Source organism: Thalassobacillus cyri, assembly GCF_900107755.1.
Taxonomy (GTDB): Bacteria; Bacillota; Bacilli; order Bacillales; family Halobacillaceae; genus Thalassobacillus; species Thalassobacillus cyri.
Genome location: NZ_FNQR01000009.1, coordinates 166,514 through 192,229 on the forward strand (window position 1 = coordinate 166,514; position 25,716 = coordinate 192,229).

Sequence of the window (25,716 nt, forward strand, 5' to 3'; positions counted from 1 at the left end):
ATAGTATAGTATTCTCCCTTTTTTTACTAGAAATAGACTTATAGGAAAGTGTGGGGATGGAGTATGGAAATTAAACCGGATAGTCTAGCCTGGAAAGACGCTTATAAACTTTTGATCGGCTCCGTACTGCCGAGGCCGATTGCTTTCGTTTCTACAGTCGATACACAAGGAAACGCGAATCTGGCTCCGTTCAGCTTTTTTACCGGGATCTGTGCCGATCCGATGCTGGTGTGCTTCGCGCCGATGCTGCGGGGTACAGATGGAGAAAAGAAGGATACATTACGGAACATTGAAGCGACGAAGGAGTTTGTCATTAACGTTGTCAGTGAAGATTTCGTAGAACAAATGAATAACACCGCGATCGAATACCAGTATGGTACCGATGAATTCGAGGCTGCCCTTTTAACGAAAGTAGCGAGTGCCTCCGTTAAGCCGCCTCGTGTGAAAGAAAGCAGGGTACATTTGGAGTGCGAGCTTCATGAGCTGCTCCATTTCGGAAATGAGCCAGGAGCCGGCAGCCTGGTGATCGGAAAGGTAAAGGTTGTTCAAGTCAACGATGATTTATACGAAAACGGGCGAATCGATACAGATAAATTGAATCCGATTGGACGGCTGGCGGGACAGAATTATACAAAAGCAATTGCCGAAACATTTACGTTAGAACGAAAGAAAAGCTCTGAGGGATTGAAATGAAATATATCACGTTCCGCAACAAACGAGGGGATATAGCTGCAGGCTGGATAGATACAGAGATAATAGTGGATATGCACGAGGCTTCAAATGGAGAATTACCAGATCAACTAGTGACATTCATTGAAAATGAAAAAGAGTATCGTGAACTGGTCCATACATTGGCGAATACAGTGCAAGCCGGTGATAAAGGAGTCTATCATTTGGATGATGTAGAGTTGCTGGCGCCTTTGCCTCGGCCTGTCAGTGTCCGTGATTTCTATGCTTTTGAAGAACACGTGAAGACAGCGCGGGGAAAGCGCGGATTGGAGGTCGTGCCGGAATGGTATGAGGTTCCTGTCTTTTACTTTTCTAATCATCTGGCTATTAAAGGTCCTGAAGAAGAAGTAGCGCGGCCAAAAAATTGTGAATGGCTTGATTACGAATTGGAAATCGCCTGTGTCATTGGTAAACAAGGCCGGAATATAGCTGCTGCAGAGGCGGATGATTACATATTCGGCTATTGCATCATGAACGATTGGAGTGCCCGGGACTTGCAGCGGAAGGAAATGAAGGTGGGGCTTGGACCTGCCAAGGGAAAAGATTTCGCTACCTCGATTGGACCGTGGCTGGTCACGAAAGATGAGCTTGCTGCTTTTCAAAAAGACGGGCGTTATGACTTGAAAATGAAAGCGGAAGTAAATGGAGAGGTCCTTTCGGAGGGCAACTTTGAGACAATTCATTATACATTTGCTGAGATGATCGAGCGTGCTTCAGCAGATGTCACGCTCTTCCCCGGAGAATTAATCGGTTCAGGCACGGTGGGTACTGGCTGTATCTTAGAGTTAGGAACCGATGTCCACCGATGGCTGGAACCGGGGGATGAAGTTTCCCTTGAAATTACAGGGTTAGGAAAACTATTGAATAAAATTATTTAAGCAGTTGAAGGAGGGAGCAGGGTGTTTTATCGCAGTTTAGGGGAGATCCCCCATAAGCGACATACGATGTTCAAAAAAGAAGACGGGACGTTATTTCGTGAACAAGTGATGGGAACAAAAGGGTTTTCAGGGACGCAGTCCATTCTTTACCATCATCACATGCCGACTGAGGTAACAAAAGCGAAGCGATTGTATCATTACCTGCCTGAATACGAAGAACAGGATGCACTGAGGCACCGCCATTTCTTGACGCCGGAAGCTGATAGAGGCGGAAATGCTTTGGATGCTCGCAATTATACGCTGGGAAATGAAGATTTATTAATGGGCACCATGAAAGTGACCGAACCGATGGACGCTTTTTATCGCAATGGGGATGGCGATGAAATGTTGTTCATCCATACTGGATCAGGAAGAATTGAAAGTATGTTCGGTACGATTACTTACCGCAAAGGTGATTATATTGTTATCCCGATTGGAACCATTTATCGACTGGTCCCTGAGGATGAGGATCTTATCTTCTTTGTAGAGTCATTCAGCCAGATTACTACACCGAGGCGCTACCGGAATGAATATGGTCAGTTATTGGAACATAGTCCATTTTGTGAGCGGGACATCCGTGGACCGGAAAAGTTAGAATCCTATGATGAAAAGGGAGAATTTGAAGTACTTACTAAATCCCGCGGGTATGTGCATAAACATATCTTCAACCACCATCCTCTGGATGTCGTCGGGTGGGACGGTTATTTATATCCATGGGTGTTCAATGTAGAAGACTTCGAACCAATTACGGGACGAATCCATCAGCCGCCTCCAGTACACCAGACATTTGAGGGGCATAACTTTGTCGTTTGTTCGTTTGTTCCACGGCTGTTCGACTACCATCCGGAGTCAATTCCAGCTCCGTACTATCACAGTAATGTGAACAGTGACGAAGTGCTTTATTATGTGGAAGGGAACTTCATGAGCAGGAAAGGGATTAATGAGCGTTCGATTACCCTGCATCCGAGCGGAATTCCGCATGGACCCCATCCTGGTACGACAGAAGCGAGCATTGGCAAAATAGAAACCCTGGAGCTTGCGGTCATGGTCGATACATTCCGGCCGCTTAAAGTAGTCAAAAATGCAAAGGGTTATGAGGACTCGAACTATATGTATACCTGGGTTGAATAATTGCATTACGGTCGAAGCTGCAGTCTGTGGCTTCGATATTTTTATGGATTGCGCTTTTATTCTTGGTAGCGCTTCTCGTTGCTGTACTTCTGGGTACACCTGAGCAACAGGAAATTGTTAGAAATTGTATCAACGACATTCTCGGCACCATCTAAACAAAGTGAGCTCTTTGGGGGATTCATTCTATATTCCCCAGAGGGTTACATTAACAACTATCTACAAAGAGAGGTGAATATAAATGTCTGAGGAAAACAATCAGTCAGAGCAACAAAAAAAAAGAAACCTCCATAGATATGGATGGGGTGTGGAAAGCTGCAGCAGCATTGCTAAAAGATGATACTGTGACGAACGCGCTTTCCGGGTTGAAACAGTTGGAGTTTACCACATCTGATTTGAATATGGACGGAATATTAAAAAAATATTCAGAACAAACATCTGAAAAGCTTGAAGAATTGAAAGCCCAAGTAAGTATGATGAATAAGCAATTAGAGGAGTTAAAGGAAAGAGTGGAGGAAGTCAAAAGCCAGTATAATGAGGAGCAGGACAAATAGGTTAAGATAATTTCCAACATATATAGTCAAAAAAATAACAGTCATTTCGATAATAAAATGAGAATCATTATACTATTTTTGAGATTTTGTGGTATCATTAGGGTGATACAGACATAAGGTAAGAAGACCGCAGCGCCAACTGCGGTCATATGGATATCGATTCCCCCAGGGGATCGGCCGTCAGGAATAGACCTCTCCCAATCAACTTGTCCAGGGTTAATAGGGAGGTCTATTTTTTATTGGTCAGTTTGATGACCAGGGCGAGCAACGTAAGAATAAAGGTGCCGAACGCAAGCATCACCATCAGGACTTCATACGTACCCATCATAGGCGTCACCCCCTTCTTCTTAGGACATGGGGCTAGCCGACCTCTCCCTACAAGATCGATATCTATTTACAAGGATACCATATATTTCACAAAAGGGGAACAAACGTTCTGTAATTAGGGATAAATATGCAAGATATAGGAGAAAAGTATGCTATTAAACATGGAAATAGTTCATAAGGTCATCTGTCTTCGATAGAGTGTTTGTGGATGTATTAGAGACATTTTGGCTGCGCATTTTATACATAGGAACAACATAGGCACACCGCCCCGATCAACTGACCGGAGGCGGTGTTTCTTTTTAGCACTTTAAGAAAGTTTAACCTTGTTAAAGGATTAAAGTATAAGAAAATACTAGTGAATTTGTCTTGGTTTTCGTTTTCTGGATTTTAAATCGTCCAGCCGTTTGATGAGACCTACACCGAAGTCTGCTCCGACATTCTGGCTGTAGTTTTCATTGAATATGCCTCGGGATGACTCGTAAGCGGAAGACCCATGTTCGGAGAAGTCCAGCCCGGCGACCTCTTCTTCACGGGACACACGGATGGATCCGAATCTAGTCACAATGACCAAAGCGACGGAGGTAGCAGCCATCGTCCATGCAATCACAGCAGCTATACCGATTGCTTGCACGCCGAGTAGTGCTGCCCCGCCGCCGTAAAGTAATCCTCCTTCTACAGAGAATATACCGACAGCGAGTGTTCCCCAAATTCCGCAAACACCGTGTACTGCGATAGCTCCGACAGGGTCGTCGATTTTCAATACGCGATCGAATAATTGGACAGCTTCCACTAAGATAATTCCGGCAATCAATCCGATGATAGTAGCTCCAATTGGTGATACGTTGGCTGTACCTGCTGTAATTCCTACTAAACCGGCAAGTGCTCCATTAAGTGTCAGAGAAGCATCGATTTGTTGAAATTTAATGTAGGAGTAAGCGGCAGAAGCGATGACTCCCCCAGAGGCAGATAGCAAGGTGGTGGCAATTACTGCTGGGATCAAAGCTGGATCTGCAGCCAGGGTACTTCCGCCATTGAATCCAAACCAGCCGAACCATAGGATGAAGACCCCGAGTGCTCCTAGTGGAATGTTGTGGCCGGGGATGACATTTACTCTGCCGTTCGTATATTTGCCAAGTCGTGGTCCCAGGAATAGGACGGTTATGATTGCTCCCAAGGCTCCAGTCAAGTGGACAACAGTGGAGCCGGCAAAGTCGATGAATCCCAATTCAGCCAGCCAGCCTCCTCCCCAAATCCAATGACCGACAATCGGATAAATCAGACCAGTCATAAATACAGTCAGCATCAGGTATGAACCTAGCTTCATCCGTTCGGCGACAGCACCAGAGATGATAGTGGCACATGTAGCTGCAAATACAGCCTGGAAAACGAAGAAACCGATTTGATCACTGTGTCCGTTTAAAAGGAAACCGTTAGAACCTATGAAGCCGCCCAGTGATTCACCGAACATGAATCCATAGCCTGCTAAGAAGTAAAGGACGGAGGCGATTGACATCGTCATGAGGTTTTTCATTAAGATGTTCAGTGCGTTTTTAGATCTGGTAAAACCTGTTTCTACCATAGCAAATCCGGCATGCATGAAAAATACCAGGAACGCAGCGATCATCATCCAGACCATATCTACTGAACTGACCACAGATTCAACAGAGGGAGAGGCATAAGCAAAGGTTGGAATCACCATTAATCCAGTTGATAATGATATGATTTTTTTCTTCATTTTTATATCTTCCTTCCTGTTTAAATTAAGGCTTTTTTTCCTTGTTCGCCGGTGCGGATACGATAAACGTCTTCGATCGGGTGGATGAATATTTTGCCGTCACCGACTTGATCGGTAGCACATGTCTGCAAAATGACATCGACGAGTCCTTCCACTTCATGGTTTTCACATACCATTTCTACCTTCACTTTCGGGTAAAGTTTGACCTCATAACGATTGCCCCGGAAGATACCTTCCTGGCCTTTTTGCTGGCCACATCCGGCTACTTCAGATACCGTCAACCCGTTTATTCCCATGCTGTCAAGGTTCTGCCGTAATGACTGGAAGGCTTCCGGGCGAATGATAGCCTCAATCTTTTTCATGATTAGCTCCTCCTTAAAAATCTATATGTTAGTTTTTATAACATATAGTGTTATGTTTATTTATAATACCGTTAATTTTCTGAAAAATCAAGAACTAAATTTAATCAATGTAAAGAAAGTTAACATGAAGCAATAAAAAAAGACCTGCTCAACAATTGAGCAGGAAGGTGGGTCACAATTCATCAAATCCATTATCCTCAGAAACTTTGGTATATTGTCTTGATTTCTGTTCAAAAAAGTCCGATTTACCTTCGTCTACCTCTTGATAAGCCCTTATCCATTTTAATGGATTTTTATCATAGCCAGGGAATGGTTTGTCTGCGCCCATTTGTTTGCTGCGTTTATTGGCCATGAACTTAATATAGGCCTCAAGATCAGTCATTGGTATTTCGGGGAATTTATCTCCAATGATATAATTTCCCCATTTGATTTCCAGTTCTGCGGCTTTACGGAACGTCTCTTCAACAAATTGGTGGTACCTTTGCTTATCTATGTCCGGGTGTTCTTTTAATGTTTCCTTGAAAATATTGGCGAACAGGGTAACGTGAATTTGTTCGTCACGGTTGATATAGTTGATCATTGTACTAGTCGAAACCATCTTCCCATTGCGAGCGAGATTGTAGAAGAACGAGAACCCTGCATAAAAGAACAATCCTTCCAGTACTACATCATAAACCAGTGATTCTAAAAACGTTTCAGGTGAAGGGTTATCCGCGAATGCTTGGTATCCTTGGATAATGAAGTCGTTCCGTTCGATCAGCACATCATCATGTTTCCAGTATTCAAAAATGGTGTTTTGTTCTTGTTGTTCTACCAATGAAGATAGTACATAGGAATAAGATTGATTATGGACTACTTCTTGGAATGAGAGTACCTGCATCAGCGCTGTAAGGCTTGAGTCTGTTAAATAATCCGCTATTTTACTGGAGTAATCCGTTTGAATCGAGTCTAGAAATGCGAGTAAACCAATGATTTTTTTGAACGTATCCTGTTCTTGCCCGCTCAACGTATTCCATTGTCTGATATCGTTGCTCATGTTGATTTCATTAGGAATCCAGAAGTTTGCGAGCATGTTCTTGTACATTGGATAAGCCCATGGAAAACGTATATCATCCCAATTGAGCACATTCGAGCTTTTTCCATTGATGATCCCGGTAGATGCGTTAGGCGCCTGATGATCTGCTATTTTACGTCGCTTTAAGGTGTTAGTCATGTCTGAACCTCCTTAAGATGAACAGCTTTCACATTCAAAATCTTGCTGACTCGAAGTTGAGCGTGTATAGTAGGTGGTTTTCAACCCGCTTTTCCAGGCACTAAGATGTAAATGAAGCAGCTCTTTTGCTTTGATTGTGTTTTTGACATAAAAATTGAACGATATGGACTGGTCGATATATTTTTGCCTTGCACTGTTTTGCTCGATGCTTGTATGTTGGTCGATTTCATGTGCGGCTTTATAGTACCAGTAAGTTTCCGGTGATAAATCAGGAGCTGTCACTGGTATCTTATAGTCTTTTTTCTCTTCGGAATAAAACTTTTTGAAAATAGGGTCGATACTGGCGGTGCTTCCGGCGATCAGTGAGGTACTGGAATTAGGAGCGATCGCCATCAAGTAACCATTTCTGATTCCATGTTCAGACACATCCCTCTGAAGGTTATCCCAATCGATTTTTGAATTACTTCTGAGGTCGCGCTTCGTAAAATACTCACCAGATTCCCAATCCGACCTTTGGAAAGCAGGATAGGAACCTTTTTCCCTGGCCAGATCCATACTTGCCTGAATCGTATAATAAGCGATTTTTTCATAAACTTCATGGGTGTAGTGAACCGCTTCTTCTGATTCCCATTTGATTTGCTTAAGGGCAAGCAGATGAGCCCAGCCGAATGTTCCAAGTCCTATACTGCGATATTTCTGATTGGTTAGTTTGGCTTGCATCACAGGGATGGTGTTCTGGTCGATGACATTATCAAGCATTCTGACCTGAATAGGAACCAGCCTTTCCAGGACATCATCTGGTACCGCTTTTCCAAGATTGATACTGGATAAGTTACAGACCACAAAATCACCCGGATCCCGGACGATATGCAGCTTGCCATCTTTGACATATTGCTCTTCTTGAATTGTAGGGCTTTGATTCTGCGTGATTTCGGTGCAGAGGTTGCTGCAATAAATCATCCCTGCATGGCTGTTGGGATTTTGGCGATTCACTTCATCACGATAAAACATATAAGGTGTTCCGGTTTCTAATTGACTGACCATGATGCGTTTCATGATTTCAATAGCTGGAACACATTTTTTTGATAGAGCTGGATGATTAATACAAGCCTGGTATTTTTCCCGGAACGACCCTTCACCTTTATTTTCGTCATAGAAGTCTTCTAAGAAAAATCCCATGATTTCTTTGACTTCATGCGGGTCGAATAAGTACCAATCGTCTCTTGCTTCAACAGCTTCCATAAAAATGTCCGGGATGCATACACCGGAAAACAAGTCATGAGTTCGCTGGCGTTCATCTCCGTTATTTAGGCGGGCATCCAAAAAAGAAAATATGTCTTTATGCCATATATCAAGATAAACGGCAATCGCTCCCTGGCGTTGGCCCAGCTGGTCAACGCTTACTGCCGTGTTATTCAGTTGCTTCATCCAGGGAATCACGCCTGACGATACGCCGCTGAAACCTTTGATATCGCTTCCACGTCCTCTTATTTTACCGAGATAGACTCCGATGCCGCCGCCGTGTTTGCTTAAGTTGGCGGTGTCTGTATTACTATCAAAGATAGATTGCAAGCTGTCATCTATCGTATCGATGAAGCATGAACTCAGCTGTCCATAACTTTTCCCGGCATTAGCCAGGGTAGGAGTGGCGACTGTCATGTACAGGCTGCTGAGTGCCCAATAAGCTTCTTTAATAAGCAGCAGGCGTTGCGATTTCTTTTCTTTTTCCATTAGAGTCATGGCAATGATCATGAATCGTTCCTGAGGTAATTCAAACAGCCTGTCTTGTTTATCTTTTGCAAGGTAACGGTCATGCAGCGTTTTCAGTCCAATATAAGTAAACAGCTTATCTCGCTCTGGCAGGATGGCCTGTTCCAGGTCTGTAATTTCAGAGATGGTGTAGGTATCCAGCAAGTTAGGATGGTAAATACCCTCGTCAATCATCCTTGTGATCATTTGATGAAAGTCACGGTATGGGGCGGTATTGTTCCTGTTATTCGCAGCGGTCCTATACATGTTTTCAAGCTGCAATTCGGCAGCGAAATAAGTCCAGTCAGGGTTTTGCTCGTCAATTAAAGCAAGGCTTTCTAAAATTAAATGGTTCGCTTGTTCGGAATTAGAAATGGTATCAATGGTAGTTAATCTTTCTTTGATAGGATTCAAATCCAGATGGGGAAAGCTGTTCTCTCTTGCTTTCAACCAACTATTCCAATCGATATGGTGAGGGGCATATGTTTGTTCCATGGTTTCACTCCTTTTAACATAATAAAAAAAACCGCTCATTTGAGCGGATGAAACCATGGAACAAGGAGAAGGTATCGACAATGCGCATAGACGGTCTCTTCATTCCATCGTTTCATCTTCTCAATCCCCGAAGAAGTCGAAACTTGATGCGAATAGAGACAGGTCTCCTGACTTGTGCTTTCGCCTAATCCGGTCCTTCCCGCACATCTCGTGCACAGTGGATTTCCGTTTCGTCAGCACTTACAGTTGCGGGGGCAGTTCTGGCTTCACACCAGATTCCCTATTAAGCCTTGTGGCATCCGCTATTCGCTGATACTATATATTGTGTTTGTGTTGTTGTTAAAATAGCTTATCTTGTGTTTTAATAATAACGAACTCAACAGCTATATGCAAGATTTTTCTCGCGAAAGGATTTATACATAAACTGTAGAATTATATTATGTAGCGTACAGACAGGAGGAAGAAGGCATGAATAAGAAGTTTGCATGGCATAAAGAAGCTGAACGACAATGGGACGATCGCGTTGATTTTTGGAACCAGAATAGTAAAGACATGTGGGATGAAGGAAGTCGGAAGACGATCATTCCCTTTATTCAAAAACATATTGCACCAGATGCTTCCATCGCAGACATCGGCTGCGGGGATGGGTATGGATCCTATCGTTTGCATCAAGCAGGGTATCAAGTGACAGGAATCGATATTTCTCCAGCGATGGTTGAAAGGGCCAAACGTCAGCTGGAGATGGAGGAATTGACGTTTATGCAGGGGGACCTGGCTGGATTGGATATAGACAAAGAAAGTTTTGATGCCATCATGGCGATCAATTGTCTGGAATGGACAGAGGTTCCTTCTGATGGCTTAAAAGAAATGATACGAATCCTTCGTCCAGGCGGAAAATTATGCATTGGGGTTCTCGGTCCGACAGCGGCCCCGCGTAAAAATAGTTACCGCCGGTTATATGGGGAAGACGTCATCTGCAATACAATGATGCCGTGGGAATTTGAAACGCTGGCTGAAGAAATGGGCTTGAAAGTCATCGATGGTCACGGTGTATATAAACGTGGAGTGAGTGATAAACGGCTGAAGGGCCTACCGGTTGAATTACAGCAAGCACTGACTTTCATGTGGGTATTCATGCTGGAGAAATAATTGACCATATCTGAAGCCGATATCCCGAAGCGGCTCTAGTCAGTTAGTCAATGGATCAAGGTAAAATAGCATGGATCTATTTACTTTGTGTGTTTAACTTTTCTTCCCTTAAGGAAAACTAACCAAAACGGAAGGAGAGATAATAGCGATGAACAGTCAAGAGCTAAAAGATAAAGTGCTCCAGGTATTGGAGAATAACAAGGTAGGAACTTTGGCAACGGTGAAAAATAACCGGCCACATTCCCGTTATATGACGTTTTTTAATAAAGAATTAACGTTATATACCCCGACCAATAAAGAAACCCATAAAGCTGAAGAAATAGAAGCTAACCCCTATGTGCATATCCTGATAGGATATCAAGGAGAGGGGGTTGGTGATGCCTACCTTGAAGTGGAAGGGAAAGCGGAAATTCAAGAAGATAAAGAGCTGAAGGAACAGTTTTGGAATGATTATATGAAAAATTGGTTCGATGGCCCGGAGGATCCGGAATACATTATTCTTAAAATCACCCCAGAACAGGTGAGGCTGATGAGTAAAGGAGATACTACACCACAAACCCTGGAACTATAAGAACAAAAGCGCAAGCGCCTTGCTCACCCCCGACAAGCTTAAGTCAAGTCTCGCCGTGACGTTTTTTGTCACAGAGAGGATTGACTTAAGACCTCGAGGGGGTAGGCGCTGGAGCTGGATGTGGCCCACTGCAAAATATTATCCACAACCATCATTTTTTATAATTTCCTAGACTATAAAAAAACCGCGCCCTGGCTTAGCTGGGTCGCGATTTTTTATTCAGTTGGTACTTGCACTTCTTAATGATGCAATGCATGCTGAATCGTTTCATTCAATACGTTCAATACATGTTCGTCATCATGAGAGTAGTAGATGGAAGTTCCTTCACGCCGGAACTTAACAAGGCGCAAGTTTTTTAAGAAACGTAATTGATGGGAAACAGTCGATTGACGTAAATGGAGTTGTTCAGAAATTTCGTTGACACTGAACTCCCGATTGAATAACAAATTCAATATACGAATTCTTGTTGGGTCCGATAGTGCTTTAAATGTTTGAGACACGAGAAATAATGTTTCCTCGTCCAGATCTACATAGTTAGAATCATCCATGCTGCACCTCTCCTTTTTCGTCATCGTTTTCCATTACGGAACATCGTTCATCCTCATACTCGATCTCGATCGTAATATGGTCTAAGTGGATAGGTTCGATGATTTCCTTTACTTGCTCTTTGATTGTACATACTTGGTCTTTAGTAGCCCCTTTAGGCACTACGATATGAGTGGAGAAAGCGTGATGCTCCCCATCCAGGGACCAAAGGTGGGTATGGTGCGTCGACTCTACATTCGGCAGTTGGTTCATTTTTTCAATGATATCCTGGTAATCGATATTTTCAGGGACGCCTTCTAAAAACAAGCGCATCGTTTTAAACAGATTCTTCACTATGTTATATAAAATAAAGATCGTGATACCAATGGATGCGATTGGATCAAGAATTGGTAAATCTGCAAAGAACATGATGATACTGACCAGCAGGACAGCTGCCCAACCCAAAACATCTTCAAGCAGATGCCAGGTCATCACTTTCGAATTCATCGATTCTCCGCCGCGCAGCCGGAAGACAGCAGCACCATTGACGATAATACCTAATATGGCAAGGATGATCATTCCGCCCGCATCTGGCTGCTCGGGGTTTAGTAACTGTGGAATGGCTTCTGTTAAAATGAAGACCGACCCTACAATCAAAACTATGCTGTTGATCAAGGTGGCCAATAAAGAAAAACGTTTGTAGCCAAAAGAGAAACTCTTCGTTTTCCCTTTTTTAGAGAAATTCTGCAGGAACCAGGCAAGCCCTAAAGACAAGGAGTCACCTAAATCATGCAGTGCATCCGATAAGATAGCCATGCTATTTGTCATTATGCCGCCGATGATTTCTATGATAGTGAATGCGAAATTTAGAAAGAATGCCACTTTTATATTACCTGTCGTATGGTCATGGTGATGATGGTGGTGTGACATGCTAAGCCCTCTTTTCTTTAACATGTTTATATGAGTATATGTGCATATATGTATCGTATGTAAACTAAACAGAAATGTCAACAATAATTAGAGAGCAGTAACAATGATAATTCATATTTTATGCGCTACAATGTACGATAACTTATATCTTTTGGAGGTGGAGAATGCTAATAGTCCAGCCTTACATCGATACAGTCAGGAAAGTCGACATTGATGGACAACGTTATGTGGAAACCAATCATGAACTGGTTATGACTGAAACGGAAATCACTTCGCGTGACTATCGTTTTGCCTTGAAAAACGTCTTTGATATCTCTTACCGCCCAGTCAGGGATGGGGTAGGATTATTGTACTTACACACGAATCAGGGGGTTGTCCCATTCAAACTAAACACGCCCCCTGATGAATTCATTGCTGCCTACAAATCAATCAGATCGCGTTAGGAGTCAGTAGGTTGGACCTTTAAGAGTCTGCGTTCAGCCTTGTAGTAATCAAATTCATGATCGGTCATTAAAGCCAGATCATATAATTTATCTAATAAATATTTCCTGTCCATGTCATAAATGAACTCAGTGCCGATATGATCCACCGTATTATTGGCGAAATCCCAAAGGGTATCATGTTTGTCCGGGTCGATGGATTGGGCTGCCAAAGTAAGCGCGACTATTATTTCAGTGATAATGGGATAATTTTCTCGCGCATAATGCCGTATATACCCGAATCCTCGATATAAATAATAACCAAAGTCCTCGGAGTCCATGATAATCCGCACTTGTTCAGCCGAATCCTGCAAATAAGGGGTGAAGGTGATGTAACTATCAACCGAAACAAGCAGGTCTGCCATCTGGTGAATCGTGTTGATAGTAGTGTTCGGATCATTATTACCGATACCTTTGACCCCGATTTCAGCAAGCTTGGTCATTCCCATTTTGATGTCCTGAATCTCCGTTTCTTTATGACCGATTTCAATGAGGCTGCGATATTTTACTTCATCTATATTATCTTTACCTGGGCCCCAATAGGAAAAGAGACGGTTATTTTCTAAGGTGAAATCACCGACTTTGGTATGTAGCTTGATGATGATATCATCTTTTCTTGCTTCTTCTAATATAGTATTGAATTGAATTAATTGGATGTACCCTACTCGTGGAGCGGTGGCAATCACCTCTTCGCCTTTGTAGCGATCATATAAGTCACCGGGTTCTTTGGTCCGGAATTCCTCTAATTCATTACGGAGCGACTCTCTAATGATTTCTTTTGAAGCATCGTTCATCGTAATGGTTATATTATGCACCTGCATCCAGGTGACAGCATGGTTAATGAAGAAAATAAAAACCATTACGGTTAGAAAAGCGAGAAATACTGTTGTCCCGGGGATGGCTACAAAGTATTCATTCCGTTGGCTGGTGACAAACAGGAAGACGACGAGCACATAGACAAAGCTTCCATGGAAAATCCCAAGTACATGCTGTGTACTCCGATCAGCCACGAAGTTTACCAGCATCCGAGGTGAAAATTGTCCGCTGAATGTCGTCAAAACGACAAGGATGGAGTTCAACGTAAAGGCACTTAGAGTCAGAATGCCTCCGATAAGGGCGGCCAGCAACGTTTGAGAAGAAGTGGCCTGAGCATGGAAGAAAGAAGGAACATATTGTGAGATTTCCACTTGGTAATCCAAATAAAGTGTTATGGCAATAAGAAATAAAGCCGATGCAACATAGATAAAAGGTGTGAACCATAACGTATTTTGAAGCTCATGCTGACGCTGTCGTTTAGACATCTGAAAATACTTTCGCAGTTCGATCGGCAAAAATTTACTCAACATGCTCGCATACCCCTTTATAACTATAATAATTATTGAATAATAGGCAGTTTCCCTATCTAAAGTCGGATAAAACCGGAAATGAAAGTGTAAGGGTAATATTTTCTAGTTTCTAACAATCGTAAACATTTATTCGATCACACGAAGGAGTGAAAGCTATTGGAATGGAAACAACAGGCTTTTCAACAATTATCTAATAAGAAGTTATACCAAATCCTGAAATTAAGGGTGGATATATTTGTAGTAGAACAAGAATGCGCGTATCCAGAGATGGATGGCCACGATGAAGCTTCCACACATCTATGGGTTGAGGAAGATGATGAAATCATTGCTTATTGTCGGCTAGTACCTGCAGGAGACAAGTATCCTTATGTTTCGATAGGGAGAGTGCTGGTCAACCGGGATTACCGGAGTCAGGGGTATGCGCAGCAGCTTATGAATAAAGCTATTGCAGCTATAAAAGACCAGGGTGAGGCGAAGGAAATATTCCTTCAGGGTCAAGAGCATCTTCTCCATTTTTACAGCTCTTTCGGTTTCAAGGAAATCTCACATGTCTATATGGATGATGGCATCCCCCATGTGGATATGTTGTTGAAGCTTGATTGATACCTGAACCATATTGCTTGAGCATCTCGATTGTTTGAATTCTTCTACAAGGTGGAAAATAAGATATGTATCACAAAACATTGGAGGTATATAACGATGAGCCAAGAACAGTTCACGAAACAATATATCAACGGAGAATGGGTACAAGGCTCAAGCGATAAAAAGGTAGAAAATATCAATCCTTATACAGAAGAAGTGATTGGAGTCATCCCTTCAGCTAATGCAGAGGATTTGGATAAAGCATATAAAGGCGCAAAACAGGCACAAAAAGAATGGGAGAAGTTGCTTCCCGCTGAAAAACAAGCCTATTTTGAAAAACTTGTCCAGGTGATGGATAAACGTAAAGAGGAAATCATCGACTGGCTGGTCAAGGAATCAGGCAGTACAAAAATCAAATCAGAAATTGAATTTCAGGTAGCCAAAGCGATTGTGAAGGAGTCTGTTTCCTTTCCGACACGGATGACAGGCACGCTTTTACCTTCCAATACGCCTGGCAAAGAAAACCGTGTGTATCGTAAAGCGAAGGGAGTAGTAGGTGTCATCGGTCCGTGGAACTTCCCATTCCATTTGGCGTTGCGTTCGATCGCTCCTGCAATTGCAACTGGTAATACGGTAGTAGTGAAACCTGCATCGGATGCGCCGGTTACTGCTGGCCTTTTGATTGCGGACTTATTTGAAGAAGCTGGCTTTCCGGCAGGTGTGTTGAATGTAGCTGTCGGCCGCGGTTCTGAAATCGGAGATGACTTCCTGACTCATCCGATTCCAAAAGTATTTTCCTTTACAGGTTCCACAGAAGTAGGCAGTCATATCGGTGAGCTTGCAGGGAAAAACATTAAAGAAACTACGCTGGAACTTGGCGGTAATAATGCCATGATTGTTCTCGAAGACGCGGATATCGATAAGGCTGTAGAAGCAGCTGCATTTGGAAAATACCTGCATCAAGGACAGATATGCATGGCAATCAACCGAGTCATTGTCCATGAGCAGGTTCACGATCAGTTTGTTGAGGCATTCAAGAAAAAAGTAGAAGGCCTGAAAGCTGGGGATCCTTCTGAGGATGATACGGTAGTAGGGCCATTGATTAACCGTGACCAAGTTGAACGTATCCAGAAAGACATTGAGGAAAGTCTCCAGCAAGGAGCAACGAAATTGATTGACGGCGATGTCAAAGGCAACATGATGGATCCGATTGTATTGACCGATGTTACTAATGAAATGCCGATTGCTAAAAATGAAATTTTTGGTCCGGTCATGCCGATCATCCAAGTGAAAGACGAAGAACAGGCAATTCGGTTTGCTAATGGCACACCTTATGGGTTGAGCGGTTCTGTCTTTACAGAGGATAGACATCGTGGTGCCCTGGTGGCTGATCAAATTGAAACAGGGATGATTCATATCAATGATCAATCTGTAAACGATGAAGCCCACGTAGCCTTCGGCGGTGAAAAAGATTCCGGTGTCGGGCGTTTCAACGGTCAGTGGGCCATCGATAAATTCACGACGGAAAAGTGGATCAGTGTACAAAATGAATATCGTGAATTTCCATTTTAATTAAATAAGGAGGGGAGTAAACCACTCCTTATTTAATAGAGAAAGCCGGGGCCAGGGAAATCCCTGTCCAGGCTGTAATATGTTAAAGTTAGGCCCGGTTAAACGTTGTTGTTGATTTTTTTCATAAAGGTTTATTAAACATAGATGATGGTGTCTTCCACAAATCATATGTATGATGCAGGTAATAAGCACGTTAGTATGAGTAGCTCTCTCTATGCTTGTAAGACATATCGATGTTTCCGTTTCTCTCTCATAAATGCAAGGAGGGCCGGGAAATTACGAGACTCCTCAAAAATGCTACGCATTTCCTTCGTGGTGTTTATTCAAGAAGCTTATTCAAAGTCCTATGGTAGAATAGTACATGGTGAGCTCCCGCAGGGCTTTAGCCCGTGGAAGCTCACCGTACCCCCATGGAAAGCGAGTGATTTCCCGAACCTCCAAACGCTCCCAACCGTAACGGAAACAGTTTCTCTCGAAATTGAGTATCCAAGTAAAGGGAACTTAACTGTAAAATTAACACTAGGTTTGGCAGAGCCTAAAGTTAAAGTGTGAAACTTTCCAACCCGAGAATCGTATAGGTTAATAACACGATTCTGGAGGGGGATTAAAGAATGAACACAGGTGAAGGTTGTATTAAATGCGGCAGTACTGACGCGACTACAAAAGATGTGTCAATGACAGGCTCCGGCTTATCAAAAATGATGGATCTTCAGCACAATAAATTCACGGTGGTATCCTGTAAAAACTGTGGCTACTCAGAATTTTATAATAAGAAAGCTTCCTCTGCAGGAAATATCTTTGATTTCTTTTTTGGTGGATAGTAATTATTTTGGATGCCGGCGATTCCGCCGGTTTTTTTGTGGAGATAAATAATGTTTCACAGCTTTTTGTGTTAGTGCAGCCTGGCTGGTAAAAAAGCTTCCTTTTGTATGAATCAAACACAACCATGCTACACTAAAGACAGTTGAATACAGAGAGGAACAGACATCATGTTTGAGTTACTTTTACCCATGTTAGAACGGTTGGGCATCATTGTAACGGTAGCATTCGTCATTACGCGGTTTCGTTTTTTTCGTGAATTGATGGACCGAAAAGTAATAACCCACCGTCAGCAGATTTCCGCTATCTTATTTTTTGGTGTATTTGGAATAATAGGTACCTATACAGGAATCACCTTTGATGCAGAGTCTTCCGAATTTGGAAGATGGGCGAATGATCTGGATGACACAGAGGCTATTGCGAATTCGCGGGTGATCGGTATCATTACCGCGGGCTTGCTTGGCGGATACAAAATCGGAATTGGCGCTGGGTTGATTGCAGGGCTGCACCGTTATTCACTTGGTGGATTTACTGCTTTAGCATGCGGCATTTCTGCTATAATCGCAGGGATGTTATCTGGTTTTTTTTATAAGAAAAAGAAGCCGCTCAAGCTTAGGACAGCTTTACTTGTCGGCTCATTAGCAGAAACAGTCCAGATGGGCATCATCCTGCTTATCTCAAAGCCCGCCCCACGTGCTTTTGCACTTGTAGAAGAAATCGGCATTCCGATGATTGTCGCTAATGGACTTGGTTCTGCTTTATTTTTATTGATTATCAGGAATGTATTGAATGAAGAACAGAAAGCAGGAGCTTTCCAGGCACAAAAAGCTTTACAGCTTGCTGAATACACAATCTCTTATTTAAGAAAAGGACTGAACAAGCATTCTGCAGAGCAGGTCTGCCGCATTATATATCAGGAGGTTGATGTCAGCGCCATTGGGATTACCGATAAAGAACAGATATTGGCGCATGTCGGCTTAGCAGATGATCACCATCAGGCTTATCACAGTATCCAGACAGAAGCGACACGAAAAGTGATTGAACACGGTGAAATGATTGTGGCTGATCATGAAGATATTCATTGTAATGTAAGAGGCTGTCCGCTTAGGACGGCAGTTATCGCACCACTAAAAAAGCGCAATGAAGTAGTGGGTACACTGAAATTTTATGTCCATTCGGAAAAACAAGTAACGAATGTCATGTTGGAGCTCGTGCAGGGCTTGAGTGCTTTGCTGAGTCAGCAACTGGAGATAGCTGATGCAGAAAAAGCCCGTCAGCTTGCTAAGGATGCAGAAGTAAAGGCCCTTCAAGCTCAAATAAATCCACATTTTTTATTCAATTCGTTGAATGTGATTGTATCGTTGATACGTTCTGAACCAGATCGGGCCAGGTCGCTGCTGATTGCTTTATCTAAATTTTTCAGGCAGAATCTTGGAGCAACCACCCGCAAATGGATAACCCTTGAAGAAGAATTGAAGCATGTAAAAGCCTATCTGCTAATTGAGGAGACGAGGTTTGTTGATAAGCTGCATGTCCATTACGACATCGATCCAAATGCCTTGTCTGTTTCTATTGCACCATTGACGATGCAGCCGTTGGTAGAAAATAGTATCAAACATGGATTGAGTGATAAGGATCAGGATTGTGAAATTTTAATTTCTGTCTTGAAAGAAGACGAAGGTACACAAGTTACAATCCAGGATAATGGTAAAGGGATGGATCAACAATTGATTGGGGACCTGGGCATTAAAAAAATCGATTCGGAAAAAGGAACTGGAATCGGCATCTATAATGTGAACCGACGATTAGTACAAATGTACGGGAATACATCTCGATTACAAATTTCCAGCGAACCAGGCAGCGGAACGAAGATTTCGTTTTGGCTTCCAGAGGTTAGAAAGGAAGAGACATCATGAGCGAGAAAATCACTGCTTTGATTGTAGATGATGAACGTTTCAGCCGTGACGAATTAAAGTATTTATTAAGAAAGCAAAAAGCTATTGAACTTATCGGTGAGGCTGATTCTGGAGAAAGTGCTATCATGAAAGCTGTCCAGTTGCAGCCGGATGTCATTTTTCTGGATGTAGAGATGCCAAGAACTAATGGGATGGAAGTGGCAGCGGCGGTCCAGGAACTGAAGCGGCCACCCAAAATCATTTTTGCTACTGCTTACCCTGATTTTGCCGTTGAGGCTTTTCGTCACGAAGCGCTTGATTACTTGCTGAAACCTTTTGAGGAGGACCAGGTAACCGAGGCTGTTAAGCGGCTGGAAAAAATATTAGGTAAGAGGCCCGAAGAATCGTCAGTTAATAAGCCTCCTTCAAAATTGGCGGTTGAAGGGGAGGAGGAAATTTATTATTTGAATCCAGCCGATATTCTGTATGTGTATCGGGATGAGCGGTTGACTAAAATAGTGGAAAAGGAAAGGGTTTTTGAAACTAAATTGCCGCTGAAGGAAATAGAGCAGCGGTTACAGCCATTTTCTTTTTTTAGAATTCACAAAAGCTATTTGGTCAATTTGGAGTATATCGATCGCCTTGTTCCTTGGTTCAATGGAGCCTATCAGCTTGTATTACGAGGCAGTAAAGAGCAATTATCCGTTAGTCGTAACTATGTAAAGGATTTAAGAAAACAATTAGAATTATGATTTTTACTTATGCATGTTGGTATCGCTTACAAACATGTTAAACCTGTTACCTGACATCTTAGACACAAAATCGTCAAATATCGACACTCCCTTGGTATGCTGTATGTAAACGATTACAAAATGACTGAGGGAGGACACAGATGTGATTACTTTTATTGCTAGTATCGCACTTTTAATTATTGGTTATTTCACATATGGAAAATATGTCGAGAAAGTATTCGGTGTCAATGAGCAGCGTATGACTCCCGCTTATTCCAATGGGGACGGGGTAGATTATCTGCCAATGGGGGAAAAACGTAATTCATTGATTCAATTATTGAATATCGCCGGTGTAGGTCCGATTTTCGGACCAATTATGGGCGCATTGTATGGTCCGGTAGCATTTCTTTGGATTGTATTCGGTGCCATTTTTGCTGGAGCCGTCCATGACTACTTGACGGGGATGATTTCTATCCGAAACCGGGGAGCCCATCTTCCGGAGCTGGCAGGGAAATTCCTTGGGAAAGTGATGAAACATGTGGTCAATGCATTCGCAATCCTGCTCCTAGTATTGGTAGGAACTGTGTTCGTATCAGCACCAGCTGACCTTTTGCATAATATGACAAGCAGCTGGCTGACACTGCCGGTTATTATAGCAGCTATCTTTGCTTATTATCTTTTAGCAACATTGCTGCCGATTGATAAAATCATCGGCCGCTTTTATCCTTACTTCGGTGCATTACTGGTCATCAGTGCCGTTGGTGTAGGAATCTCGTTAATTGTAACAGGAGCACCAATTCCAGAGTTGACCTTGAAGAATATGCACCCTGAAAACGCGCCGATATTCCCGCTGCTATTTTTGACGATTTCTTGTGGGGCGTTATCTGGTTTCCATGCTACACAAACGCCGATCATTTCACGCACGACACAGAAAGAAAAACAAGGACGGCGAATTTTTTACGGTATGATGATTGCGGAAGGTGTCATTGCGATGATTTGGGCGGCGGCTGCCATGAGTTTGTTTAATGGTTCAACGGGTTTAAATGAAGTGTTGGCCGCAGGTGGTCCTGCTGCAGTTGTAAGTGAAGTTTCTATCGCAATGCTAGGAGCTGTAGGTGGAACATTGGCAGTTTTAGGTGTGATTGTACTTCCAATCACTTCTGGTGATACAGCATTCCGTAGTGCTCGTATGATCATTGCTGACTATCTGAAGGTTTCTCAGAAGAATGTCGTCAGTCGTCTATGGATTGCGCTTCCGTTATTTGCCATTTCCTTTGTGCTGACTCGTATTGACTTTACATTGCTTTGGAGATACTTCTCCTGGGCAAACCAATCGACCGCTATGATAGCGTTGTGGGTCGCTGCCATGTACCTATTCTTGTCACGTCGAAATTATTGGATTGCTGCAGTTCCTGCGACTTTTATTACCATGGCGACGTTTACGTATATCATCAATGCACCGATTGGTTTCGGTCTATCGCTTGAAGTTTCTTATGTAATAGCAGCTGTTATCACCGTTGTTATTGTGTCTCTCTTCTTCCTGACCGCTCGTAAGCAACTGAAAGAAAACATTCCATTAGAAGAAGAGTTGAAAAGCGCATAATGGGTTGCTGTAGTCCCAACTATCAAAAGATGGTAGAAGAAGAAGAGAATAAAATCAATGAAAAGAATAATAAACAAGTTCCTTTATGGGGAAAGTTGGTCAGTGTGCTTATCGTAGCGGGTGCGTGGCTAATCTACTTCCTATAGAAAACCTGTCCCGGCATGAATGCCGGGACTGGTTTTTTATATTTTATGTCGAATCTATAATTCAAAAGGAGTGTGAGAAAAATGGAAGAAATCAAACAAGGAGAAGGACGATTTTTTATCGGTGATCAAACAAATCCAGATGCAGAAATTGTGTTTGATCAGTCTAGGAATACATATACCATTACCCATACGGTGGTATCAGAGAAGTTGAAGAACCAGGGGGTAGGTTCTCAGTTGGTAAAGCGAGTGGTGGAGCTTGCTCGCAAAGAAGATAAGCAGATTGACCCTGGCTGCAGTTTTGCGCAGAGAAAGTTCGAAGCCAATCCCTCCTATCAAGATGGGTGGAAAGGGAAGTGAAAGGGAAAAAATTTGCAGTTTAACTTTTATTTAAGAAAGGTAATTATATAGAAGGATAGGAACTTGTTACTGTTAGTAAGGAACAATAAATATTATTTATCTCTTTTAAGGAGTGGTTAGATGGAACAGCAAACTCAATCCCAGGAACAAAACACACAAGAGCAAAAAAATAGTAAACTGATGAAGGCAATCGTAATTGGAGCAGTTGCTGGGGGCGCGCTTGCAATGATCGATTCTACAACGCGCAAAAAAGTTCTTGATAATACCAATCAGGCCAAAGAAACAATCTCACAATTTGCCGCTGATGTGAAGGAGAACCCATCTGGTACAAAAGAGGATCTCATGGAGCGTATCCAGGATACATCTGCTGTATTAAGAGAGGCCGTTGCCAGCCTGCGGAATATCTATGAAAAAGCGAATGAAGATATTCTGGACAAAGTAACCGATGTACAGGATGATGCAAAAGAAGCGATTGCTGCTACGAAGGAAGCTGGAGAAGAGCTTCAAGAAGCTGGTGACAAGATAAAAGAAGCAAAAGATGAAATGGTCAACGATTCTGATGCTTCTCCGGCTAATAACACGCAGTCTTCATCCAGCAACGCATCATCTCAAAATAAAAACCTATAAACGAAAACAGCCTCAGGTGATGAGATAATCTGTCACCTGAGGCTGTTTTGTATTTGTTGGTCTTTATTAGCGGAAATCTCGTGTATCTTCCAATGTACGGCTTGTGATGGCATACCCTACAATAGTAACGAGGGCCGCCAGGAAAAAGTAAAGGGTTCCTTTTTTCATGAAATAACCTCCTCAAGATATAATCCTTGGAAACCGTTCTAGAATGGGCGGAACTTTCCTTTTTTCAGCGTTAGCTTCGGTCCGCCAAGCAGGAAGAGCCAACGATTATCAATAACCTTTTTCATGGAAGAGGCTGTTTTTCCGTATAGTTTCTTATCGTCAAATACAGTTCCCATGGCGTCAGATTTTCCAAGAGAAGCTACGGTTCCTTTGTTATCGAAAATAAAAGATTCAAGCGGTTCGTTATGCAGTAATGCTTTGATGTTAGTGGAACAGGTACCAGCGTGCTGTATGGCAGACTGCGCAGTCGGCGGGTATGGTCGGTCTTCTTCTTTATTCATTACCCATGCACAGTCTCCCAGAATAAAGATATTGTCTTCGCTTGGGGCTAGGAGCGTGTCTTCCACTGTGACTTTCCCTTTTGTCAATTCGAATCCTGATTTACTTAGGATAGAGTTTCCAGTAACACCACCTGTCCATACGATTGTTCCGGCCTTGATTTGTTCGCCTTCGTTGACGACGAAAGCATCTTCTTTACACTCTGCGATTTTAGCGCCTTCCCGGAACTCTACACCACGTTCTTCAAGAGATTTTTTCGCATAGGCGACAAGCTCTTCATCAAAGCCGGGCATGATGGAAGGTGCGGCTTCCACATTGATGATTCGTGGGATGTTGGGATCGATATCATACTTTCTACATAGTTTAGGGACTTGTTCAGCAAGCTCTCCGACGAATTCGATTCCAGTAAATCCCCCTCCACCGACAAGTATAGCAAGGCTTTCCTCTTTCGGATTTTCTTCATTGTTGTATTTGGCGAACTGGTATTCAATATGTTCATAAATTTGGCGGGAACTATCCACATCCTGAATGAAAAATGCGTTTTCTTTCATCCCTTTAATTCCGAATGTGTTGGTTTCAAAGCCAAGTGCGATGACAAGATAGTCATAGTCAAGATCGCCATTTTCCAGGACAACTTTCTGATTGTCTTTATTTACCTTGACTACTGAATCATAGACTAATCGTACCCGGTTCGGGTTGATTACATCGCTGATCATAACCCGGGCCTGGTTGGTATTGATTGTACCTGCAGCAACTTCATGCAGCCAGGTGGTTTGGTAGTGGTAGTTATGCTTGTTCACAAGAACAATTTCTGCTTCTTCCGGGCTGAGTTTTTTAGTCAATTGCTTGGTTGTCATCATACCGGCATATCCAGCACCAAGGACAACGATTCTCGGTTTGTTCGTGCTCATTTCAAATACCCCTTCCGATGTTGGAATGAAAAGCCTGTTTTATTTCATGTTATATTATTCACTTTCCCATGTTAGCAAAGTTTTAATACAAATTGTAGCAATATCCGATTTATCAAAATGGATTTGGGCCAAATATAGGCAAAAGCTGTTGGGGGTAGTTTCGTGTGAATAAATATGTGGTACAAGTTTGAAGGACTATACTATTTTTTAAATACCAAGCTGAAAAGCTTAGGGGCAGGAGAGTGGAGAACTCGTGAAAGCAATGATAATAGCCAACCCTTCTTCAGGGAAGGAAAATGCGTTGGAATACATTGAACAGATAAAAGCAATATTAAAAGAAAAAGGGTACGAATCTACGGTCAGCAAAACGGAGAAAGAGTTGGATGCAACTTATTTTTGTCAGGATGCCTGTACCAATGATTATGATATGGTCGTTTCCCTAGGCGGAGATGGAACATTGCATGAGACCATCAATGGACTGGTGGATCAGACCCATAGACCAAAGCTTGGGATTATTCCATTAGGTACTGTCAATGATTTCGCCCGTGCTTTGAATATCCCTCTTGATCCAGAGGAAGCAATAAAGCTGTTGAAATCTGACCATACCAAAAAGGTGGATATTGGGAAGTTCAACGACCGTTATTTTGTCAATATTGTAGCAGTCGGTGCTATCGCTGAAGCTACTTATGATGTCACACCAGAGCAAAAGACGAAGTTAGGGCCGCTTGCCTATGTGTTGGAGGGATTGAAAGAGTTAACTTCAAACAGGGCTTATCCCTTGAGTATAGAATATGATGAAATGAAATGGGAGGGGGACTCCTTATTATTTCTGGCTGCCTTGACACGGTCTACCGGAGGGTTTGAAAAGCTGACACCTGAAGCGAGGGTAGATGATGGCATGCTGCATTGCTATGTCATCAGGCAGGTTAATATGATCCGGTTTGCTTCTATCGCAACAGCAATTCTAAAAGGAGAATTAAAAGAAGAGGAAGATGTTGAATACTTTACGGCTAAACATCTGAAGATTTCATCTCCTGACCCACTGGTGACAAATGTAGATGGCGAACAAGGGGATCGTTTACCTGTTGAGATGGAAGTGAAAACAAGCCATATCGAAGTGGTTGTCCCTGAATTGAATTGATTGTTTAACTATAGTAAATTTACAGTGTACCGATTGTTCATTAGGAGTGTCAGCATTGAAAAAAGATGTCGATGATTATCTGCAAGAAGGAATATATGGAGCAAGGGAAACAAAACCAGCTGAGCGGAAACGTTTTTTGGGTACGCTTCGCGAGAGGATCGTATTAGCTCTGACCAAAGGACAAGTAATGAAGAATAAAGGGTTAGAGGATTTAGAGCGTGAGATAAAGACCAACCCCAAAGCCAAGCTGCTCTTGAATGGCAATATCAGTTACCGTTTTTTGAAGAACTATAAAGCTGTGGCTGATAAACATGGAATGCATCATACGACGATATCAAACCGAGAAACGCAGACAGATATCGGAGCTGTACTTACCTATGATCATGCGATTGAAAAACAACAAATTTTCCTCGAAGTAGCGGAAGAAGAAAGTACCGGCGAAACTAAGCAGGAAGATAAAGGTATCACCGGTTTTTTGAAGGAAATATTCATAGGTAAATAAAATAGCCCCCATAGCGGCATAGTGTGCACCCCTTAAAATAGACGTTGAAAAAACCCCCGGTTACAACGTACGATTTTTAAGGGGTGCATTTTTATGGCTTTAAAAGGACAAAAG

At 42.6% G+C, this 25,716-nt stretch carries 27 protein-coding genes and 1 riboswitch; of the genes, 18 read left to right on the forward strand and 9 right to left on the reverse strand.

Features of this window, described 5'->3' with window-relative positions:
- The first annotated feature begins 63 nt into the window (after positions 1–63).
- The 4 genes from BLV00_RS12420 to BLV00_RS12435 all read left to right on the forward strand — a co-directional run bounded on the left by BLV00_RS12420 (position 64) and on the right by BLV00_RS12435 (position 3,328).
- A complete protein-coding gene (locus tag BLV00_RS12420; RefSeq protein ID WP_093045292.1) occupies positions 64–693 on the forward strand; it encodes a flavin reductase family protein in 630 nt (209 codons plus the stop codon).
- Entirely contained in the window at positions 690–1,607 is a 918-nt protein-coding gene (locus tag BLV00_RS12425; protein WP_093045293.1) for a fumarylacetoacetate hydrolase family protein, read from the forward strand. The genes BLV00_RS12420 and BLV00_RS12425 overlap by 4 nt, the downstream gene beginning before the upstream one ends.
- A gap of 66 nt (positions 1,608–1,673) precedes the next feature.
- On the forward strand, positions 1,674–2,777 hold the full coding sequence (locus BLV00_RS12430; protein WP_176791512.1) for a homogentisate 1,2-dioxygenase: 1,104 nt from the start codon (positions 1,674–1,676) through the stop codon (positions 2,775–2,777).
- Positions 2,778–3,070: 293 nt separating this feature from the next.
- Positions 3,071–3,328 carry a hypothetical protein gene (locus tag BLV00_RS12435; RefSeq protein ID WP_093045295.1) on the forward strand — a complete coding sequence of 86 codons (258 nt, stop codon included), beginning with the start codon at positions 3,071–3,073 and terminating at the stop codon, positions 3,326–3,328.
- Between the two features lie 229 nt (positions 3,329–3,557).
- On the opposite strand, the gene BLV00_RS12440 is transcribed toward BLV00_RS12435, so the two are convergent.
- The 5 genes from BLV00_RS12440 to BLV00_RS12460 form a co-directional block, all read right to left on the reverse strand.
- Complete coding sequence (locus BLV00_RS12440; RefSeq protein ID WP_143030722.1) at positions 3,558–3,656, reverse strand: putative holin-like toxin; 99 nt, start codon at positions 3,654–3,656, stop codon at positions 3,558–3,560.
- A gap of 351 nt (positions 3,657–4,007) precedes the next feature.
- Positions 4,008–5,390, reverse strand: a complete 1,383-nt coding sequence (locus BLV00_RS12445; protein WP_093045297.1) for an ammonium transporter — start codon at positions 5,388–5,390, stop codon at positions 4,008–4,010.
- Positions 5,391–5,410: 20 nt separating this feature from the next.
- Entirely contained in the window at positions 5,411–5,752 is a 342-nt protein-coding gene (locus BLV00_RS12450) for a P-II family nitrogen regulator (RefSeq protein ID WP_093045298.1), read from the reverse strand.
- 172 nt (positions 5,753–5,924) lie between these two features.
- The gene (locus tag BLV00_RS12455; RefSeq protein WP_093045299.1) at positions 5,925–6,965 is read right to left on the reverse strand and encodes a ribonucleotide-diphosphate reductase subunit beta; all 1,041 of its coding nucleotides are present in this window, start codon (positions 6,963–6,965) and stop codon (positions 5,925–5,927) included.
- Between the two features lie 12 nt (positions 6,966–6,977).
- Positions 6,978–9,209: a ribonucleoside-diphosphate reductase subunit alpha gene (locus BLV00_RS12460; protein ID WP_245728962.1), complete on the reverse strand. Its 2,232-nt coding sequence runs from the start codon at positions 9,207–9,209 to the stop codon at positions 6,978–6,980.
- A 141-nt stretch (positions 9,210–9,350) separates the two neighbouring features.
- Positions 9,351–9,527: riboswitch (cobalamin riboswitch) on the reverse strand.
- 150 nt (positions 9,528–9,677) lie between these two features.
- Between BLV00_RS12460 and BLV00_RS12465 the strand changes: the two genes are divergently transcribed.
- A complete protein-coding gene (locus BLV00_RS12465; protein WP_093045301.1) occupies positions 9,678–10,358 on the forward strand; it encodes a class I SAM-dependent methyltransferase in 681 nt (226 codons plus the stop codon).
- A 148-nt stretch (positions 10,359–10,506) separates the two neighbouring features.
- Positions 10,507–10,929: a pyridoxamine 5'-phosphate oxidase family protein gene (locus BLV00_RS12470; protein WP_093045302.1), complete on the forward strand. Its 423-nt coding sequence runs from the start codon at positions 10,507–10,509 to the stop codon at positions 10,927–10,929.
- A 239-nt stretch (positions 10,930–11,168) separates the two neighbouring features.
- Here BLV00_RS12470 and BLV00_RS12475 read toward each other — a convergent pair whose 3' ends face one another.
- Both BLV00_RS12475 and BLV00_RS12480 read right to left on the reverse strand, forming a co-directional pair.
- Positions 11,169–11,477, reverse strand: a complete 309-nt coding sequence (locus tag BLV00_RS12475; protein WP_093045303.1) for an ArsR/SmtB family transcription factor — start codon at positions 11,475–11,477, stop codon at positions 11,169–11,171.
- A complete protein-coding gene (locus BLV00_RS12480; protein WP_093045304.1) occupies positions 11,470–12,384 on the reverse strand; it encodes a cation diffusion facilitator family transporter in 915 nt (304 codons plus the stop codon). The genes BLV00_RS12475 and BLV00_RS12480 overlap by 8 nt, the downstream gene beginning before the upstream one ends.
- Positions 12,385–12,548: 164 nt before the next feature.
- Here BLV00_RS12480 and BLV00_RS12485 point away from each other — a divergent pair, with 164 nt between their 5' ends.
- Positions 12,549–12,827: a hypothetical protein gene (locus tag BLV00_RS12485; RefSeq protein ID WP_093045305.1), complete on the forward strand. Its 279-nt coding sequence runs from the start codon at positions 12,549–12,551 to the stop codon at positions 12,825–12,827.
- On the opposite strand, the gene BLV00_RS12490 is transcribed toward BLV00_RS12485, so the two are convergent.
- Positions 12,824–14,209, reverse strand: coding sequence for a DUF2254 domain-containing protein (locus BLV00_RS12490; protein WP_093045306.1), 1,386 nt, complete (start codon positions 14,207–14,209; stop codon positions 12,824–12,826). The genes BLV00_RS12485 and BLV00_RS12490 overlap by 4 nt on opposite strands.
- A 156-nt stretch (positions 14,210–14,365) precedes the next feature.
- Between BLV00_RS12490 and BLV00_RS12495 the strand changes: the two genes are divergently transcribed.
- The 9 genes from BLV00_RS12495 (at position 14,366) to BLV00_RS12535 (ending at position 22,541) form a co-directional block, all read left to right on the forward strand.
- Positions 14,366–14,812, forward strand: coding sequence for a GNAT family N-acetyltransferase (locus tag BLV00_RS12495; protein ID WP_093045307.1), 447 nt, complete (start codon positions 14,366–14,368; stop codon positions 14,810–14,812).
- A 96-nt stretch (positions 14,813–14,908) separates the two neighbouring features.
- Positions 14,909–16,363: an aldehyde dehydrogenase family protein gene (locus BLV00_RS12500; protein WP_093045308.1), complete on the forward strand. Its 1,455-nt coding sequence runs from the start codon at positions 14,909–14,911 to the stop codon at positions 16,361–16,363.
- Positions 16,364–16,974: 611 nt separating this feature from the next.
- Positions 16,975–17,184 carry a zinc ribbon domain-containing protein gene (locus BLV00_RS12510; RefSeq protein WP_093045310.1) on the forward strand — a complete coding sequence of 70 codons (210 nt, stop codon included), beginning with the start codon at positions 16,975–16,977 and terminating at the stop codon, positions 17,182–17,184.
- A gap of 168 nt (positions 17,185–17,352) precedes the next feature.
- Positions 17,353–19,098, forward strand: coding sequence for a sensor histidine kinase (locus BLV00_RS12515; protein WP_093045311.1), 1,746 nt, complete (start codon positions 17,353–17,355; stop codon positions 19,096–19,098).
- The gene (locus BLV00_RS12520; RefSeq protein WP_093045312.1) at positions 19,095–19,829 is read left to right on the forward strand and encodes a LytR/AlgR family response regulator transcription factor; all 735 of its coding nucleotides are present in this window, start codon (positions 19,095–19,097) and stop codon (positions 19,827–19,829) included. Before BLV00_RS12515 ends, BLV00_RS12520 begins: the two co-directional genes overlap by 4 nt.
- Positions 19,830–19,971: 142 nt before the next feature.
- A complete protein-coding gene (locus BLV00_RS12525) occupies positions 19,972–21,411 on the forward strand; it encodes a carbon starvation CstA family protein (protein WP_093045313.1) in 1,440 nt (479 codons plus the stop codon).
- Complete coding sequence (locus BLV00_RS21995) at positions 21,411–21,557, forward strand: hypothetical protein (protein WP_176791500.1); 147 nt, start codon at positions 21,411–21,413, stop codon at positions 21,555–21,557. The genes BLV00_RS12525 and BLV00_RS21995 overlap by 1 nt, the downstream gene beginning before the upstream one ends.
- Before the next feature lie 81 nt (positions 21,558–21,638).
- Positions 21,639–21,914 carry a GNAT family N-acetyltransferase gene (locus tag BLV00_RS12530; RefSeq protein ID WP_093045314.1) on the forward strand — a complete coding sequence of 92 codons (276 nt, stop codon included), beginning with the start codon at positions 21,639–21,641 and terminating at the stop codon, positions 21,912–21,914.
- Between the two features lie 120 nt (positions 21,915–22,034).
- Positions 22,035–22,541 (forward strand): hypothetical protein, encoded by a 507-nt coding sequence (locus BLV00_RS12535; RefSeq protein ID WP_093045315.1) that lies wholly within the window; start codon positions 22,035–22,037, stop codon positions 22,539–22,541.
- Between the two features lie 206 nt (positions 22,542–22,747).
- Here BLV00_RS12535 and BLV00_RS12540 read toward each other — a convergent pair whose 3' ends face one another.
- On the reverse strand, positions 22,748–23,959 hold the full coding sequence (locus BLV00_RS12540; protein ID WP_093045316.1) for an NAD(P)/FAD-dependent oxidoreductase: 1,212 nt from the start codon (positions 23,957–23,959) through the stop codon (positions 22,748–22,750).
- A gap of 262 nt (positions 23,960–24,221) precedes the next feature.
- Here BLV00_RS12540 and BLV00_RS12545 point away from each other — a divergent pair, with 262 nt between their 5' ends.
- Together BLV00_RS12545 and BLV00_RS12550 are read left to right on the forward strand one after the other, a co-directional pair.
- Complete coding sequence (locus BLV00_RS12545; protein ID WP_093045332.1) at positions 24,222–25,100, forward strand: diacylglycerol/lipid kinase family protein; 879 nt, start codon at positions 24,222–24,224, stop codon at positions 25,098–25,100.
- Between the two features lie 55 nt (positions 25,101–25,155).
- Complete coding sequence (locus tag BLV00_RS12550) at positions 25,156–25,602, forward strand: YueI family protein (RefSeq protein WP_093045317.1); 447 nt, start codon at positions 25,156–25,158, stop codon at positions 25,600–25,602.
- Positions 25,603–25,716 lie beyond the last annotated feature (114 nt).